The sequence below is a fragment of the Mycolicibacterium smegmatis genome, from assembly GCF_001457595.1.
GTDB lineage: Bacteria > Actinomycetota > Actinomycetes > Mycobacteriales > Mycobacteriaceae > Mycobacterium > Mycobacterium smegmatis.
This window is the reverse complement of sequence record NZ_LN831039.1, coordinates 1,653,215-1,667,615: the sequence shown is the minus strand read 5'-3', so window position 1 is coordinate 1,667,615 and position 14,401 is coordinate 1,653,215. Positions and strand designations below refer to the sequence as shown.

Sequence of the window (14,401 nt, the reverse complement as noted above, 5' to 3'; positions counted from 1 at the left end):
ACGTGTACCTGAGCGATCTGGACGACGACGAACGCGTGATCGTCGAGACGGCGGCCGCGTTCGCCGAAAAACGCATCGCGCCTTACGCGTTGGAGTGGGACGACAAACACCACTTCCCCACCGACGTGCTGCGCGAGGCGGCCGAACTCGGCATGGGTGCGATCTACTGCCGTGAGGACGTCGGCGGCTCGGAGTTGCGGCGGCTCGACGCCGTGCGCATCTTCGAGGCGCTGTCGGCGGCCGATCCCACCCTCGCGGCGTTCCTGTCGATCCACAACATGTGCGCGTGGATGGTCGACACGTACGGCACCGAGGACCAGCGCAAGACGTGGGTGCCCAGGCTGGCGTCGATGGAGACCATCGCCAGCTACTGCCTCACCGAACCGGGCGCCGGGTCCGACGCCGCGGCGCTGCGCACCCGCGCGGTCAAAGACGGCGATCACTACGTCCTCGACGGCGTCAAGCAGTTCATCTCGGGAGCGGGCACCTCGGATCTGTACGTGGTGATGGCCCGCACGGGAGGCGAAGGGCCGCGCGGCATCTCGACGTTCATCGTCGAGAAGGACACGCCGGGGCTCAGTTTCGGAGCCGACGAGCAGAAGATGGGCTGGAACGCCCAGCCCACCGCCCAGGTGATCTTCGAGGGCGTGCGGGTGCCCGCCGAGGCGTTGCTCGGCAACACCGAGGGCACGGGCTTCGGTATCGCGATGAACGGGCTCAACGGCGGTCGCATCAACATCGCGGCGTGCTCGCTGGGCGGTGCCCAGGCGGCCTACGACAAGGCCGTGGGGTACCTGGCCGACCGGCAGGCGTTCGGCGCGGCGCTGCTCGACGAGCCCACCATCCGGTTCACCCTTGCCGACATGGCGACCGGGTTGGAGACATCGCGAAACCTTTTGTGGCGCGCGGCATCGGCACTCGATGCCAACCATCCCGACAAGGTCACGCTGTGCGCGATGGCCAAGCGCTACGTCACCGACACGTGCTTCGACGTCGCCGACTCGGCGCTGCAGTTGCACGGCGGTTACGGCTACCTGCGCGAGTACGGCCTGGAGAAAATCGTCCGAGATCTCCGGGTACATCGCATCCTTGAAGGAACCAACGAAATCATGCGTGTGGTCATCGGTCGTTCTGTCGCGGGCGCAGCCCGCAATCAGGCAGATGCGGCCCGGCCACGCGCCACGGCGTAGCAGGACAGGAGATCAGATGGCGACCATTGCGTTCCTGGGATTGGGCCACATGGGCGGCCCGATGGCGGCCAACCTCGCCGCCGCGGGCCACACCGTGCGGGGTTTCGACCCGATGCCCGCCTCCAGGGAGGCCGCGGAGGCCAAGGGCATCAAGGTGTTCGGCACCGGTGCCGAGGCCGCGTCCGAAGCCGAGGTGGTCATCACGTCGTTGCCCAACGGCGACATCGTGAAGTCCTGCTACGCCGAGGTCCTGCCCGCGGCGCCGACGGGCACGCTGTTCATCGACACCTCGACCATCTCGGTCGACGACGCCCGCACGGTCCACACACAGGCCCTCGAGAAGGGCCACGCCCAACTCGACGCGCCGGTCTCCGGCGGCGTGAAGGGTGCCACCGCGGGCACGCTCGCGTTCATGGTGGGCGGTGAGGACGACGCCGTGGAGCGCGCACGTCCGATCCTCGATCCCATGGCGGGCAAGATCATTCACTGCGGCGGGTCCGGTACCGGGCAGGCGGCCAAGTTGTGCAACAACATGGTGCTGGCGGTGCAGCAGATCGCGATCGGTGAGGCGTTCGTGCTCGCCGAAAAGCTGGGTCTGTCCGCGCAGTCGCTGTTCGACGTGATCACCGGCGCCACCGGCAACTGCTGGTCGGTGCACACCAACTGCCCGGTTCCCGGTCCGGTGCCGACGTCACCGGCCAACAACGATTTCAAGCCGGGCTTCGCGACGTCGCTGATGAACAAGGATCTGGGCCTGGCGATGGCGGCGGTGTCGTCGACCGGTGCCAGCGCACCGCTCGGCAGCCACGCCGCCGAGATCTACGCCAAGTTCAACGAAGAGCACGCGGACAAGGACTTCAGCGCGGTCATCGAACTGCTGCGCGGCTAGTCCGGACGCACGAGTTGCACTGAGGGGCAGATCCCGCGGATCTGCCCCTCAGCGCTGCGTCGGAGAGATCTGGGCGGGTTTCAGGCCGCGGACGGGCTGTGCTGGGCCCACCACTGACCGAGCAGCCGTCGGCACGTGGTCAGGCGCAGGCCGTCGGCACACGCGTAGTCCGCGCGCACCGCGATGGCGGGCCGGCCCGCTCCATCGGTGTCGGCGCCCACGAGCACAGTGCCCAGCCCGGTGGCGTTGGCTGCGCGCAGGGCAGCGCCGGACCCCGCGATGCCGAGTGCCTCGTGCGGCGCGACGCCGAGTTCCCACAGTGCGTGGCGGTAGGCCTCCCCGCGTGCGGCGGTGTCGCTCACGTCGTCACCGGTCACGATGGTGTCGACGAGTCCGTCGCCCACCAACTGACGCACGAGCGGTTCGACCCAGCGCCGCCTGCCGCCCGAGACCACGCCCACCGGAACCCCGTCGGCGAACGCGTCCATCACGAGGTCGACCAGGCCCGCCCGCGGCGAGGGCCCCAGGTCCAGGATCATCTCGTCGAAGATCATGTCCTTGGTCGCGCAGATCTCGTCGGCCAGCAGTTCCACCAGTACGTCGCACTCGGGTCCGACGCAGCGTTTGCGCAGCTCGGCGCCGACGCGCTGGCGTTCGTCGTGCAGCGCCAGCAGCTGCCGGTAGCGCGCGGGTGACCATGTGAGTTCCAGGCCGTGCGCGGCGAACGCCGCGTTGAACACGACGCGGTGCCCGTCGAGGTCGAGATCCGACATCGCGTCGAGATCGAGGATCAGTGCTCGCAGCGGATGCGCACCGGGGTCAGCCGACTGCGTACAGTCCCACCAGAACCTGCCGGCACGCCATGCTTTCTCCTGTACAGGGGACACACCGTCAGAGTGGCGCATGTCACAGCGTTCCCGCGTCCCCCCTACGGGGGATTCGGCAGGCGAATTGCGCGCGGGAGTTGAGCCACCGACGGTTCCCGCACATCTATCGTGTTGCCATGGCGCCCTCCAGCCCGGTGCGCCTTGTGCTGGTCGACGACCACGAGATGGTCATCGAGGGGCTCAAGGCCATGCTCGCCGCGTTCTCCGACCGCGTGCTGGTGGTCGGGCAGGCCGTCGGCGCCGAGAAGGCCGTCAGCGTGGTCGAGGAACTCGACCCCGACATCGTCTTGTGCGACGTCCGGATGCAGGGTGTCAGCGGCCTGGACCTGTGCCAGACGCTGCTCGAACGCAATCCGGAACGCAAGGTCGTGATGCTGTCGGTCTACGACGACGAGCAGTACCTGTTCCAGGCGCTGCGGGTGGGCGCGGCGGGTTACCTGCTCAAGAGCATCAGCAGCGACGATCTGGTGCACCAGTTGGAGTTCGCGCACAGCGGCGAGACCGCGATCGACCCGGTCATGGCGGCCAGAGCCGCAGGTACCGCGGCGCGCCTTCAGCGTGACGAGTTCTGGCCGGGCGCACGGCAGGGGCTCACGCAGCGCGAGAGCGAGATCCTGTCGTTCGTGGTGGCGGGGCTGTCCAACCGCGGCATCGCCAACAAGCTCGTGATCGGCGAGGAGACCGTGAAGACCCACCTGCGCTCGATCTACCGCAAGCTGGGTGTGAGCGACCGCGCGGGCGCGGTGGCCACGGCGCTGCGTGAAGGCATCTACCAGTGAACGCCGCGAAACGCGCCGTGAAACCCGTGCGCGACCTCGTCGACGCCGACCGCGAGCTGGCGTTGCTGCGCGAGCTCATCCAGGCCGCGTCCAGCGGGCCGGGGGTGGAACCGCTCGCCGCGGCCGCGGCGCGCATGATCACCGCGGCGACCGGCACCGACGTGTGCTTCGTGCACGTGCTCGACGATTCCGACCGGTCGCTGACGTTGGCCGGGGCCACACCGCCGTTCGACAGCGAGGTCGGCAAGATCCGGCTGCCCATCGGGCAGGGCATCTCCGGATGGGTCGCCGATCATTGCGAGCCCGTGGTGATCAGCCACGACAAGGAGGCCGATCCCCGCTACATGCCGTTCGAGTCGCTGCGCGGGCGGGATTTCACGTCGATGGTGTCGGTGCCGATGGAGGCCGAGCCGGGCGGGTTGGTCGGCGTGCTCAACGTGCACACCGTGCGGCGACGCGAGTTCACGCCGCGTGATGTGGAATTGCTCGTGGTGATCGGCAGGCTCATCGCCGGAGCGTTGCACCAGGCCCGTCTGCACCGGCAACTCGTGGCCCGCGAACGCGCGCACGAGAACTTCGTCGAGCAGGTCATCGAGGCACAGGAACTCGAGCGGCGCAGGCTCGCGGCCGACATCCACGACGGCATCTCACAGCGGCTCGTGACGCTGTCCTACCGGCTCGACGCCGCGGCCCGCGCGGCCGACGACCCGCGGGCCGTGGCCGAACAGCTGGGCAAGGCCCGCGAACTCGCGGACCTGACGCTGCAGGAGGCGCGCGCCGCGATCAGCGGGCTGCGCCCGCCGGTGCTCGACGACCTCGGCCTCTCGGGCGGGCTGGCGAGCCTGGCCAGGTCGATCCCCCAGGTCGACCTCGACGTCGACCTGGCCGATACCCGCGTGCCCGACCACATCGAGCTCGCGCTCTACCGCATCGCGCAGGAATGCCTGCAGAACGTCGTCAAGCATGCCCGCGCCACCACCGCGCGTCTGACCTTCGCGGTCGAGGACGGTATCGCGAGACTCGAAATCGTCGATGACGGAATCGGTTTCGACACATTCGAACATCCGCTCGGCAGTGACGAGATGAGCGGGTACGGCCTGCTGTCGATGGCCGAACGCGCCGAGATCGTGGGCGGGCGGCTCAACATCCGCTCACGGCCCGGCGCGGGCACCGCGGTCACCGCGACCATCCCGCTGCCCTCGCACGAGCCCGCGCCGAACTCGACGAAACTGCCGTGAACACGCCCCGCGAGCGGCGTTCACGTCATTTTCGGGAAATTCTCGGAACTCTCAGAAGTCACCCGAATTGCGGCGCAACGTCTCGATCGACGCCGCGAGCGCGCGCGACTCCTCGTCGGACATCCCCACATCGGCGAACACCTGCTTGTTGAGCGTCACGGTCGCGTCCTCGACGGTCGAACGCCCCAGGTCGGTGATCCGCACCAGCGTGGTGCGGCCGTCGGTGGGGTGCGGGACGCGTTCCACCAGGCCTGCGGCCTCCAGCCGCCGGATGGCGTGCGTGACGCTGGTGACGTGCACCTGCAGCCGGTCCGACGCCTTGGTGATGGGCAGGGCCCCGGACCGGCTGAAGGCCAGCAGGCGCAGCAGTTCGAACCGCGAGAAGCTCAGATCGTAGGGCCGCAGTGCGTTCTCGACGCGGGCCAGCAGGATCTGGTGGGCCCGCATGACCGAGGTCACCGCCACCATGCCGTCGGCCACGTCACCCCACCCGGCCGCCTCCCAGTTGGCGCGTGCCAGGGCGATGGGATCCGTGTGGTCGGCGTGGTCGAAGCTGTCCGGTGACGAGGGCACGCCTCTTCATACCGCATCTCTGTGCGGCACGGAACTCACCGCAAAGCCAGGCGCGTTGCGCGCAGCACCTCACGCGTGGATTCCCTGGTGCCCACGGTGATGCGCACGCCGCCGTCGGCATAGTGCCGCACCTTGAGCCCCGCATCGTCGAACACGTCGTGCCACGGCACGCCCGTCGCGGGCAGGTACACGAAGTTGGCCTGCCCGTCGGTGCTGTACACGCCCATCGAGCGCAGCCGCATCTGCAGGAACCGGCGCTCGGCGGAGATCATCCGGATGCGTTGCCGCAGCTGGCCTTCGGCGTCATAAGATGCCGCGACCGCGACCAGTGCGGGAAGCCCGATCCCGAACGGCAACTGCATGGTCCACAGTTGACGCGCCAGTTGCGGTGCGCAGAAGCCGTAGCCGATCCGCAGGCCGGCCAGACCGTAGGCCTTCGAGAACGTGCGCACCACCACGACATTGCGGAACCGTTCGACCAGCCGCGGCCCGTCGATCCGGTTGGCGGGGCCGAGGAATTCGGCATATGCCTCGTCGAGCAGCACCACGGTGTCCTCGGGGATGCTCTCCAGGAACCGCTCGATGTCCTCGGCGGGTTCGATCGTGCCGGTGGGGTTGTGCGGACGGCACACCACCACCACCCGGGCATCGCGCGCGGCGTCGGCCATCGCGTGCAGATTGTGGTGGCCGTACACGTCCAGGTCGACGGTCACCGACCGCAGCCGGGCCATCTGCGCGAAGATCGGGTACCCGTCGAACGTGGGCGCCGACATCACCATGGTGTCACCGGGGCTGGTGACCGCGTGCAGCACCTGCATGATGACGCCGGTCGCGCCGACGCCGATGATCACCTGCCTTTCGTCGACGCCTACCCGGCCGGCGATCAGCGACCGCAACCGTTCGGGAAGGAACTCCGGATAGCGGTTGGCCGCATCCACCGCGGCGCTCAGCGCGGCCTTCACCGCGGGTAGCGGCGGATACGGAAACTCGTTGAGTGACAACGCCAGTGGGTTGACCGCCGGGGGAAGCGCGTCGACCGCCTCCACCAGGGCGCCACGCGGGGCGGCCATCAGTCCCGGCCTCCCCAGCGCACCGCGGCCGCGCCGGCGAAGTCCCCTGCGTGCGCGAACGCCGCCATCAGCACCGTGTCACCGGCCTTCACGCGCCCGTCGGTGACCGCGCGGTCGAAGTTGATCGGGATGCCCGCGCCGAAGAGGTTGCCGCACGTGTCGAATGTGTCGACGTGGCGTTCGGCAGGCAACTCAAGGGCCTCGCGCCAGTTGCGCAGGAACACCCGGTTGGGCTGGTTGGTGACGAACAGGTCGATGTCCCTGGGGTGGATGCCGATCCGGTCGCACACGGCATACGACACCTCGGGCACCTGCCGGTTGCCGCGGGCCAGCACCTTGGTGATCTTGCTTTCCGTGAACCCGATGTAGCCCTCCCCCGGTCCGGGCTGCCACCACTTGCGTGGCGGATCCGACGCGATGGTCATGTCACCGGCGTACTCGCCGTAGGTGCGGCACTCGACGTCCAGGATCGGTGAGGCGTCCGACACCGTCACCAGGCCGACGGCCGCGCCGTCGCCGGGCACCGACGCCTGGGCCTTGCGGCGGATGGTCTCCTGGTCGAAGATCTGGCCCGCGGCGTTCTGCGCCACCGCGATGACCGCGGTGTGGCCTTCGCCCGAGGCCAGCAGCGTACGGGCCACTTTCATGCCGAGGACAAACGCCGCGCAGCCTCCGTTGTGCAGGTCGATCACCCAGTTCGGTTTCATGCCGAGGCGGTGCGCGATGCCGCCGCCGCCGCCGTAGAACGGCATGTCGGGCATCTGCGTGTGGGTGATCAGCACGTCGGCACCCTGCACCGTGTCGGCGCCGTGGCGTTCGATCAGTCCGGCCGCGGCGCGCTCGATCATGTCGGTGGCGGTCTCGTCGGGCGCGACGTGGTGCCGGAACCGCGGTGCGCGGAACATCAGGTTGTCCCGCAGGTCGTCGGTCTCGGCGAACTGCGCGTAGTACTCGGCGCCGATCGGTTCACCGGGAAGGTAGGTCGAAACGTCGACGAGGCTCACGGGGGTGGTGGTGTTCATGGGGATGCTCATTTCATCCAGGCCGGGGTGAGCGGCAGTCCGTTGCGGTGCCGGTACTCGGCGATCGCCTTGAGGTTCTTCAGTTCCAGCAGGTGACCGGGGCCGAACATGTCCCAGAAGTCACCGACCCAGACCGGTCGCCCGGGCGGCGCGGTCTCGGGGTACGGGTTCTCGTCGTAGAAGGGATGGTGGCAATTGGTCCACAGCACAACCGATCCCGGCTTGTCGAACACCACCTGGGCGTCGACGATGCGCATCAGGTAGATCATCCACAGGTGCTTGCCCTGATCCCAGGCGCAGTGGTAGTCGACGGTCATCGCGTCACGGTTGGCGACCGTGCGCGTGTAGATCGCGCTGCCGGGTCCACCGCTGCCCTCACCGAGGCGGTCGCGGGCCACCCACAGTCCGGGCTCCTCGGTGGTGGCGAATCCCCGCAGACTGTAGGTCCACTCCTCGAGGCTTCGGGTATCGGCGAGGTAGTCGAACAGTTCGTCGGGCGGGCACGCGATGTAGTCGTTGACCGTGCAGTACTCACCGAACACCTGCTCGTGCGGGTACACCGACCGCATCATCTCCATGATGATCGGGGTCGCGGCCTCCTTCGGTGAGGTCTCGATGCGGATCAGCCCGTCGATCGGATCGGCGGTGCCCCGGTGGGTGGTGATGTCTTCAAGCGCGGGCAGTGGCATGGGAATCGTTCTCCTGTGTGTTCGGGGTGGTTGCGGTTGCGATTTCGGTTGCGGTGCCGAGAAACGCTGCGAACGGGGGGATTTCGTCGGGCGAGCATTCGACGCTGATGACTACCGGGCCGTCGGTGCGCAACGCGGCGTCGAGTGCGGCGGACAGATCATCGATGTCGTCGACGTCCAGCGCGGTCAGTCCGGGCAGCATCGCGGCGAGTCCGGCGCCGAGATGGCTCGGGCCGAATCGGTTGTAGGTGTAGCGGTCGCCGTAGAACAACTGCTCGCGTGTGACGCACATGGCGTGTGCGTGGTTGTCGAACAGCAGGAAGGTGATGGGGAGCCGGTACTGCACGGCGGTGTGAATTTCCATGCCGTGCATGAAGAACGACCCGTCACCGGCGATCACCACGGTACGCCGCTGCCCGTGCGGGTCGGGCCGGGCGGCGCGGTGGAAGGTCATGCCGATGCCCGCGCCGAAGCTGTACCCCATGCCGCCCATCCCGAGCGCGACGAGGAAGCGTCCGTCGCGGCGCACCGGCAGGTGGTGGATGGCCGACGCCCCGATGTTGCCCGCGTCGACGACGATGTCGGTACCGTCGGGCAGCGCCCGGTCGAGCACGCGCATCGCGTCGCGGTACCGGATGCCGGGCCCGTCATGGGGTGGTGTCGGTAGTTCGGTGTGCGGCACCACATCCGGGACGCGGATCTGGTGCGGCCTGCCGTTGCCGGTCAGCGCCTCGGCCAGCATCGTCAGCGCGCCGCGCAGGTCGTCGGTGTGCACGTGCGTGGCGGGCACGTACGGCTGCTGCGAGCCGATCGAGTACGTGGGCACCGAACCCAGCACACCGTCGAGGCCGGCGCGCGCGGTCACGGTCATGCGGGTCCCCACCAGCAGGCACGCCCCGCTTCCCGCGGCTGCCGCGACGACACCCGGATGTCCCATCACCCCGCACACCCCGAGGGCCGACGACGACCCGAAACCCGGCGTGCCGCCGACGTCTTTCGCGTCGGGCACGGTGGCGATACGGGCGCGCAGGGTAGCGCGCAGCCGTTCCAGTTCGGCGCGGGCATCGTCCCTGGCGACCTGCTCCCCGGCGAAGATCGTGATGGGCCCGTCGGCGCGGCGCAGTGCCCGCACCATCATGGTCAGCTCGGAGATCCGGGTTCCCAGCTGCATGACGGGAACGTGCCCGTTGACGTGCTCACCGAGCACTGCCTGCTGAACATCCTTGGGCAGCAACAACACTGCCGGTCCGCCGGTACGTGCGGCGGCAAGCGCCTCCGGCAGCACGGTGTGGATCGCATCGGGTGAGAGCACCCGGCGGCAGTACACCGACACGGCCGAGAACAACGAAAGCGCGTCGAGCGCGCCGTTGTCGCCGCTGGTGTCCTGGAAAGAACCCTGTCCGTCGAGCGTCGTGGGCGGTTGTCCGATCAGCGCGAGCACCGGGACCCGGCTGGCGAGCGATTCGCCGAGCCCCGGCACCGTGTTGAGGCAGCCGCCTCCCGAGGTCGCGGCCACCACACCGATCCCGGCGCCGCTGCGGCTGTATCCGTCTGCCATTGCGGCAGCGGAGAATTCGTGTTTGGCAAGCACCGCGGTGATGTCGTCACGAAAGAACGCCGCATCGTAGAGGTCCTCGATGTTGGCCCCGTCGACCCCGAAGATGTGGCTGATCCCGCTCTGTGCGAGACAGCCGACGATGTGGTCCACCACTCTGCACCCATTGGCCATTTGTCACCTACTCCCGTCGTGTGCCTAGTGACACGAGGGGTGCGCAGGGCCGGTTCAAACCGATGGGCGTTTTCGCTGTTTTCCCACCGGGTGCGCAGCTGTCAAACAGCTGACTCCGAGCAGGGCCCGGGAGTGTCGCGCCGAATCGCGGGTCTCAGAGCTTCTTTTCGAGCAGAACTTTCCCGTCGGCGACCGACACCATCTGGATGGCGGCAATGTCGTCCATCGGCTTCTGGGTGTTGCCACTGGGCAGTGCGGTCGCCCCGGAGAGCCCCAGCCAGGTGGCCACCTGTTCACGGCTGCCGTCGCGGCCGACAACCACCATGCCCAGATCCTGCGGTTGGGCGCCCTTGCTCCCCCAGTCGCCGTACGAGCACGCCATGTCGATGCGGGTGCCCCAGGTGTAGCCCGTGAGCGCGATGCTGGCGTTGATCGGCGTCTGCGCGACCTTCGACATCTCCAGCATCTGCGCGGTCTGCTGTTCGGTTCCGCGCTGCAGGCCGAAGGTCTCGGGCCGGGCCAGCACGACGATCCCGACCGCCAGCAGCACCGCGGCCAGCGCGGCGACCGATGTCGTCAGCCACCGGGTGCGGCGCCTGCGCGCGCCCACCTCGGCCATCACGGAGTCCAGCACCTCGGGGCGCAGTGGCGAATCGGGCTGCTCGCCGTCGATGGCGCGCACGTCGTCGAGGTCGATCAGCGACAGCAGCGCGGGCATGCCGCTCAGTTCGGCGACGCCCGCGCGGCACTGCGGGCACGTCGTCAGGTGCGCCTCGTATTCGCGGCGCTCCTCGCTGGACAGCGATCCGAGCACATACGCCGCGTCCCATGTCGAATATCGGTCGGGGTCGACTGGCCCGATTCGATGGGGTTCGGATTGAGTCATCGTGTCACCCCCATCTCCTGCAAGCTCAGTTTCAGTGCGCGCACGGCGTAGTGCAGCCGCGATTTCACGGTTCCCTCGGGTATCTGCAGCTCGGCCGCGATCTGCCCGGTGGTCAGTCCCTGGTAGTAGGCGCGTCGGATCACCGCACGATGGTCATCGGAGAGCTGGCGTAGAGCTGTGCCCAACAAAAGCCGGTCCAACGCGGTATCCACCTGGTCGGAGGTGGCGTGATCGGCCACCTGTTCTGGGTCGGGGACGTCGGTCTCGTTGCGGAAACGAGCACTCCGTCGTTCATCGATAATCATGTTGCGTGCCACGGTGAAAAGCCAGGCCCGTGGCGAGCGGTCGGGACCGGCGATACCGTCGGCTCCGCCACCGGTGCGGAGGTCGGGTTGGTGGCGCCAGGCGCGCAGCAATGTCTCCTGCACGACATCCTCGGCACGCGCGGGGTCGCCGGTCAGGCGCAGCGCGTATCGCCACAGTGCGGTGGCGTGCTCGTCATAGAGCGCCCGCATCATGGCGGCCTCCGGATCCTCCATTCCCAACCTCCGTCATTGATACGACGTTGGGCGTGATCCAGTTCATTACACCTTTGCGCCTGTCGACCACATCACGGTTCCGGCGCTTTCCAGCAATTGCTGAAGGTGTTACTGCGTCAGGATGCGGGGGCCGTCCTCGGTGACGGCGACGGTGTGCTCCCAGTGGGCGGCGCGGGTGCCGTCGGCGGTGACCACGGTCCACTCGTCGTCGAGCACCACGGTCTTGGTGGTGCCGAGGGTCAGCATCGGTTCGATGGCCAGCACCGAACCCGGGGCCAGGTACGGTCCGCGGCCCGGGGCGCCCTCGTTGGGCAGGAACGGATCCATGTGCATCTGGCGTCCGATCCCGTGTCCGCCGTAGTTGGCGACGATGCCGTACTTGCGGTCGTCGCGCTTCTCGGCGGCGTGCGTCTCCACCTCGATGGCGTGCGAGACGTCGGTGAGCCGGTTGCCGGGCACCATTGCGGCGATGCCTGCCTCCATGGCGGCCTTGGTCGCCTCCGATAGGGCCTCGTCGGCAGGGATCAGCGGGCCGACGCCGAATGTCACGGCGGAGTCGCCGTGCCAGCCGTCGACGATCGCGCCGCAGTCGATGGAGACCAGGTCGCCGGCGGCCAGCACCTCGTCGGCCGAGGGGATGCCGTGCACCACGCGTTCGTTGACCGACGCACAGATGCTGGCCGGGAAGCCGTGGTAGCCGAGGAACGACGGCGTGCCGCCGCCGTCGCGGATGACCGTTTCGGCGATGCGGTCCAGTTCCAGGGTGGAGACGCCGGGTGCGGCCGCGGTCTTGACGGCCCGCAGGGCCGACGCGACGAGCGCACCGGCCACCGCCATGGCGTCCAGTTCCGCGGACGTGCGTTGCGTGACCACCTTGGGCTTACGTCTTCCACGCAGATTGATCACGGCACCGCTCCGCTTGGGCTCACTGACCGAGCGCGCTCAACGCCCGTGCGAACACCTCGTCGAGCGCACCTACTGCGTTTACGGTCTTCAGGTCGTCGCGGTAGTACTCCAGCAGCGGCTCGGTCTCCTCGCGGTAGACCTTCATGCGGTTGCGGATCACCTCGTCGGTGTCGTCGGCGCGGCCGCGGCCCTTGAGGCGCGTCAGCAGCTCGTCCTCGGACACCTGGAACTCCAGCACCGCGTCGAGCTTGGTGTTGCGCGCGGCCAGCATGTCCTTGAGCGCGCCGGCCTGCTCGACCGAGCGCGGGTAGCCGTCGAGGATGAATCCCTCGGCCGCGTCGGGCTGGTCGATCCGGTCCTCGACCAGACGGTTCGTCAGCTCGGCAGGCACGAGGTCGCCGGCGTCGAGGTAGCGCTTGGCCTCCAGGCCCAGCGGCGTGCCGTCACCGATGTTCTTGCGGAAGAGGTCCCCGGTGGAGATCTGCGGGATGCCGAGTTTCTCGGACAGCTTCTCCGCCTGCGTACCCTTGCCCGCCCCAGGCGGTCCGAGCAGAACGACTCTCACTTCAGGAACCCTTCGTAGTTACGTTGCATCAGCTGGCTCTCGATCTGCTTCACGGTGTCGAGACCGACACCGATCATGATCAGAACCGCGGTCCCGCCGAACGGCAGGTTCTGTACCGAACCGGTGTTCCCGATCTCCAGGAACAGGTTGGGCAGAACGGCGATCACGCCGAGGTAGATCGAGCCCGGCAGGGTGATCCGGCTCAGCACGTACCTCAGGTAGTCCGCCGTCGGCTTGCCGGGACGGATACCCGGGATGAAGCCGCCGAACTTCTTCATCTCGTCGGCACGCTCGTCGGGGTTGAACGTGATCGACACGTAGAAGTACGTGAAGAACACGATCAGGCCGAAGTAGACCGCGATGTAAACGGGGTCGGCCGGGTTGGTCAGGTAGTCCGCGACGAACTTGTCCCACCAGCCGGTGCCGGGGTTCGAGCTCCCGCTCTGGATCAGCTGCGTGATCAGGTGCGGGATGTAGATCAGCGACGACGCGAAGATGACGGGGATGACGCCGGCCTGGTTGACCTTGAGCGGCAGGTAGGTCGAGGTGCCGCCGTACATCTTGCGGCCCACCATGCGCTTGGCGTACTGGACCGGGATGCGGCGCTGGCCCTGCTCGACGAACACCACGCCGATGATGATCACCAGCGCGGCGATGACCACGGCGGTGAACACGACGCCGCCGCGGCTCTCCAGGATGGTCTGGCCCTCGGCGGGGATGCGGGCGGCGATACCGGCGAAGATCAGCAGCGACATGCCGTTGCCGATGCCGCGCTCGGTGACCAGCTCGCCCATCCACATGACCAGGGCCGCACCGGCGGTCATGACCAGCACGATCACGATCAGACCGAAGATCGAGCTGTCCTGGATGATGTCCAGCGAGCAGCCCTGCAGCAGGCCGCCGTTGGCCGCGAGCGCCACGATGCTGGTGGCCTGCAGGATCGCGAGCGCGATCGACAGGTACCGCGTGTACTGGGTCATCTTGGCCTGGCCGGCCTGACCTTCCTTACGCAGCTGCTCGAACCGCGGGATCACCACGGTGAGCAGCTGCACGATGATGCTCGCGGTGATGTAGGGCATGACGCCCACCGCGAACACCGTGAGCTGCAGCAGCGCACCGCCGGAAAACAGGTTGATCAGCGAGTAGATCTGAGCCGAGTCGCCACCGCTGACCTGCGCGATGCATTGCTGAACGTTGGGGTAGTTCACCCCGGGAGACGGGATCGAGGCACCGACCCGGTAAAGGATTACCAGGCCCAAGGTGAACAGGATCTTGCGTCTGAGGTCGGCCGTTCGCAGCGACGAGATGAAAGCCGAAAGCACTCTTCCTCCTGCGCAGCCGACCTTCTCAGCGCGGCGTGCCAAATGGGGCTGGTGGGTCCAGCGTCAATGGTCAAGTCATGTCCGGCTTGTCTGCAGGCGCGCAGCCTGCGAACTCAG

Annotated in this window: 15 protein-coding genes; 4 read left to right on the top strand and 11 right to left on the bottom strand. The window is 68.0% G+C overall.

The window, feature by feature from the left end; genetic code table 11:
• The first annotated feature begins 2 nt into the window (after positions 1–2).
• Together AT701_RS07770 and mmsB are read left to right on the top strand one after the other, a co-directional pair.
• The gene (locus AT701_RS07770; protein WP_058125588.1) at positions 3–1,190 is read left to right on the top strand and encodes an isobutyryl-CoA dehydrogenase; all 1,188 of its coding nucleotides are present in this window, start codon (positions 3–5) and stop codon (positions 1,188–1,190) included.
• Positions 1,191–1,206: 16 nt separating this feature from the next.
• Positions 1,207–2,079 (top strand): 3-hydroxyisobutyrate dehydrogenase, encoded by an 873-nt coding sequence (gene mmsB / locus AT701_RS07765; RefSeq protein ID WP_011727701.1) that lies wholly within the window; start codon positions 1,207–1,209, stop codon positions 2,077–2,079.
• 80 nt (positions 2,080–2,159) lie between these two features.
• Here the strand turns inward: mmsB and AT701_RS07760 are convergent, their stop codons facing one another.
• A complete protein-coding gene (locus AT701_RS07760; protein WP_174519573.1) occupies positions 2,160–2,966 on the bottom strand; it encodes an HAD family hydrolase in 807 nt (268 codons plus the stop codon).
• Positions 2,967–3,082: 116 nt separating this feature from the next.
• Here AT701_RS07760 and AT701_RS07755 point away from each other — a divergent pair, with 116 nt between their 5' ends.
• Entirely contained in the window at positions 3,083–3,745 is a 663-nt protein-coding gene (locus tag AT701_RS07755; protein ID WP_011727699.1) for a response regulator, read from the top strand.
• Positions 3,742–4,983 (top strand): GAF domain-containing sensor histidine kinase, encoded by a 1,242-nt coding sequence (locus tag AT701_RS07750; protein WP_058125587.1) that lies wholly within the window; start codon positions 3,742–3,744, stop codon positions 4,981–4,983. The genes AT701_RS07755 and AT701_RS07750 overlap by 4 nt, the downstream gene beginning before the upstream one ends.
• Positions 4,984–5,034: 51 nt before the next feature.
• Here AT701_RS07750 and AT701_RS07745 read toward each other — a convergent pair whose 3' ends face one another.
• From AT701_RS07745 to secY, 10 genes are all read right to left on the bottom strand, one after another.
• The gene (locus AT701_RS07745; RefSeq protein ID WP_003892879.1) at positions 5,035–5,556 is read right to left on the bottom strand and encodes a MarR family winged helix-turn-helix transcriptional regulator; all 522 of its coding nucleotides are present in this window, start codon (positions 5,554–5,556) and stop codon (positions 5,035–5,037) included.
• Positions 5,557–5,591: 35 nt separating this feature from the next.
• Positions 5,592–6,626 carry a pyridoxal phosphate-dependent aminotransferase gene (locus tag AT701_RS07740; protein ID WP_003892878.1) on the bottom strand — a complete coding sequence of 345 codons (1,035 nt, stop codon included), beginning with the start codon at positions 6,624–6,626 and terminating at the stop codon, positions 5,592–5,594.
• Positions 6,626–7,648, bottom strand: coding sequence for a 3-oxoacyl-ACP synthase III family protein (locus AT701_RS07735; RefSeq protein WP_058127568.1), 1,023 nt, complete (start codon positions 7,646–7,648; stop codon positions 6,626–6,628). Before AT701_RS07735 ends, AT701_RS07740 begins: the two co-directional genes overlap by 1 nt.
• An 8-nt stretch (positions 7,649–7,656) precedes the next feature.
• Entirely contained in the window at positions 7,657–8,337 is a 681-nt protein-coding gene (locus AT701_RS07730) for a hypothetical protein (RefSeq protein WP_058125586.1), read from the bottom strand.
• The gene (locus AT701_RS07725; RefSeq protein WP_058125585.1) at positions 8,318–10,066 is read right to left on the bottom strand and encodes a thiamine pyrophosphate-binding protein; all 1,749 of its coding nucleotides are present in this window, start codon (positions 10,064–10,066) and stop codon (positions 8,318–8,320) included. Before AT701_RS07725 ends, AT701_RS07730 begins: the two co-directional genes overlap by 20 nt.
• 154 nt (positions 10,067–10,220) lie before the next feature.
• Entirely contained in the window at positions 10,221–10,952 is a 732-nt protein-coding gene (locus AT701_RS07720; protein ID WP_058125584.1) for an anti-sigma factor family protein, read from the bottom strand.
• Entirely contained in the window at positions 10,949–11,491 is a 543-nt protein-coding gene (locus AT701_RS07715) for a sigma-70 family RNA polymerase sigma factor (protein ID WP_003892873.1), read from the bottom strand. Before AT701_RS07715 ends, AT701_RS07720 begins: the two co-directional genes overlap by 4 nt.
• Before the next feature lie 108 nt (positions 11,492–11,599).
• The gene (map, locus tag AT701_RS07710; RefSeq protein WP_058125583.1) at positions 11,600–12,397 is read right to left on the bottom strand and encodes a type I methionyl aminopeptidase; all 798 of its coding nucleotides are present in this window, start codon (positions 12,395–12,397) and stop codon (positions 11,600–11,602) included.
• Positions 12,398–12,416: 19 nt separating this feature from the next.
• Positions 12,417–12,962, bottom strand: coding sequence for an adenylate kinase (locus tag AT701_RS07705; protein WP_003892871.1), 546 nt, complete (start codon positions 12,960–12,962; stop codon positions 12,417–12,419).
• Positions 12,959–14,284 (bottom strand): preprotein translocase subunit SecY, encoded by a 1,326-nt coding sequence (gene secY / locus AT701_RS07700; protein ID WP_003892870.1) that lies wholly within the window; start codon positions 14,282–14,284, stop codon positions 12,959–12,961. The genes AT701_RS07705 and secY overlap by 4 nt, the downstream gene beginning before the upstream one ends.
• Between the last annotated feature and the right edge of the window lie 117 nt (positions 14,285–14,401).

What these genes read in the sequence shown, in the direction of transcription:
- mmsB (WP_011727701.1), top strand. Translation starts at nt 1,207, where the DNA reads ATGGCGACCATTGCGTTCCTGGGATTGGGCCACATGGGCGGCCCGATG.
- AT701_RS07725 (WP_058125585.1), bottom strand. Translation starts at nt 10,066, where the DNA reads ATGGCCAATGGGTGCAGAGTGGTGGACCACATCGTCGGCTGTCTCGCA.
- AT701_RS07720 (WP_058125584.1), bottom strand. Translation starts at nt 10,952, where the DNA reads ATGACTCAATCCGAACCCCATCGAATCGGGCCAGTCGACCCCGACCGA.
- AT701_RS07755 (WP_011727699.1), top strand. Translation starts at nt 3,083, where the DNA reads ATGGCGCCCTCCAGCCCGGTGCGCCTTGTGCTGGTCGACGACCACGAG.
- AT701_RS07715 (WP_003892873.1), bottom strand. Translation starts at nt 11,491, where the DNA reads ATGGAGGATCCGGAGGCCGCCATGATGCGGGCGCTCTATGACGAGCAC.
- AT701_RS07735 (WP_058127568.1), bottom strand. Translation starts at nt 7,648, where the DNA reads ATGAACACCACCACCCCCGTGAGCCTCGTCGACGTTTCGACCTACCTT.
- AT701_RS07740 (WP_003892878.1), bottom strand. Translation starts at nt 6,626, where the DNA reads ATGGCCGCCCCGCGTGGCGCCCTGGTGGAGGCGGTCGACGCGCTTCCC.
- AT701_RS07730 (WP_058125586.1), bottom strand. Translation starts at nt 8,337, where the DNA reads ATGCCACTGCCCGCGCTTGAAGACATCACCACCCACCGGGGCACCGCC.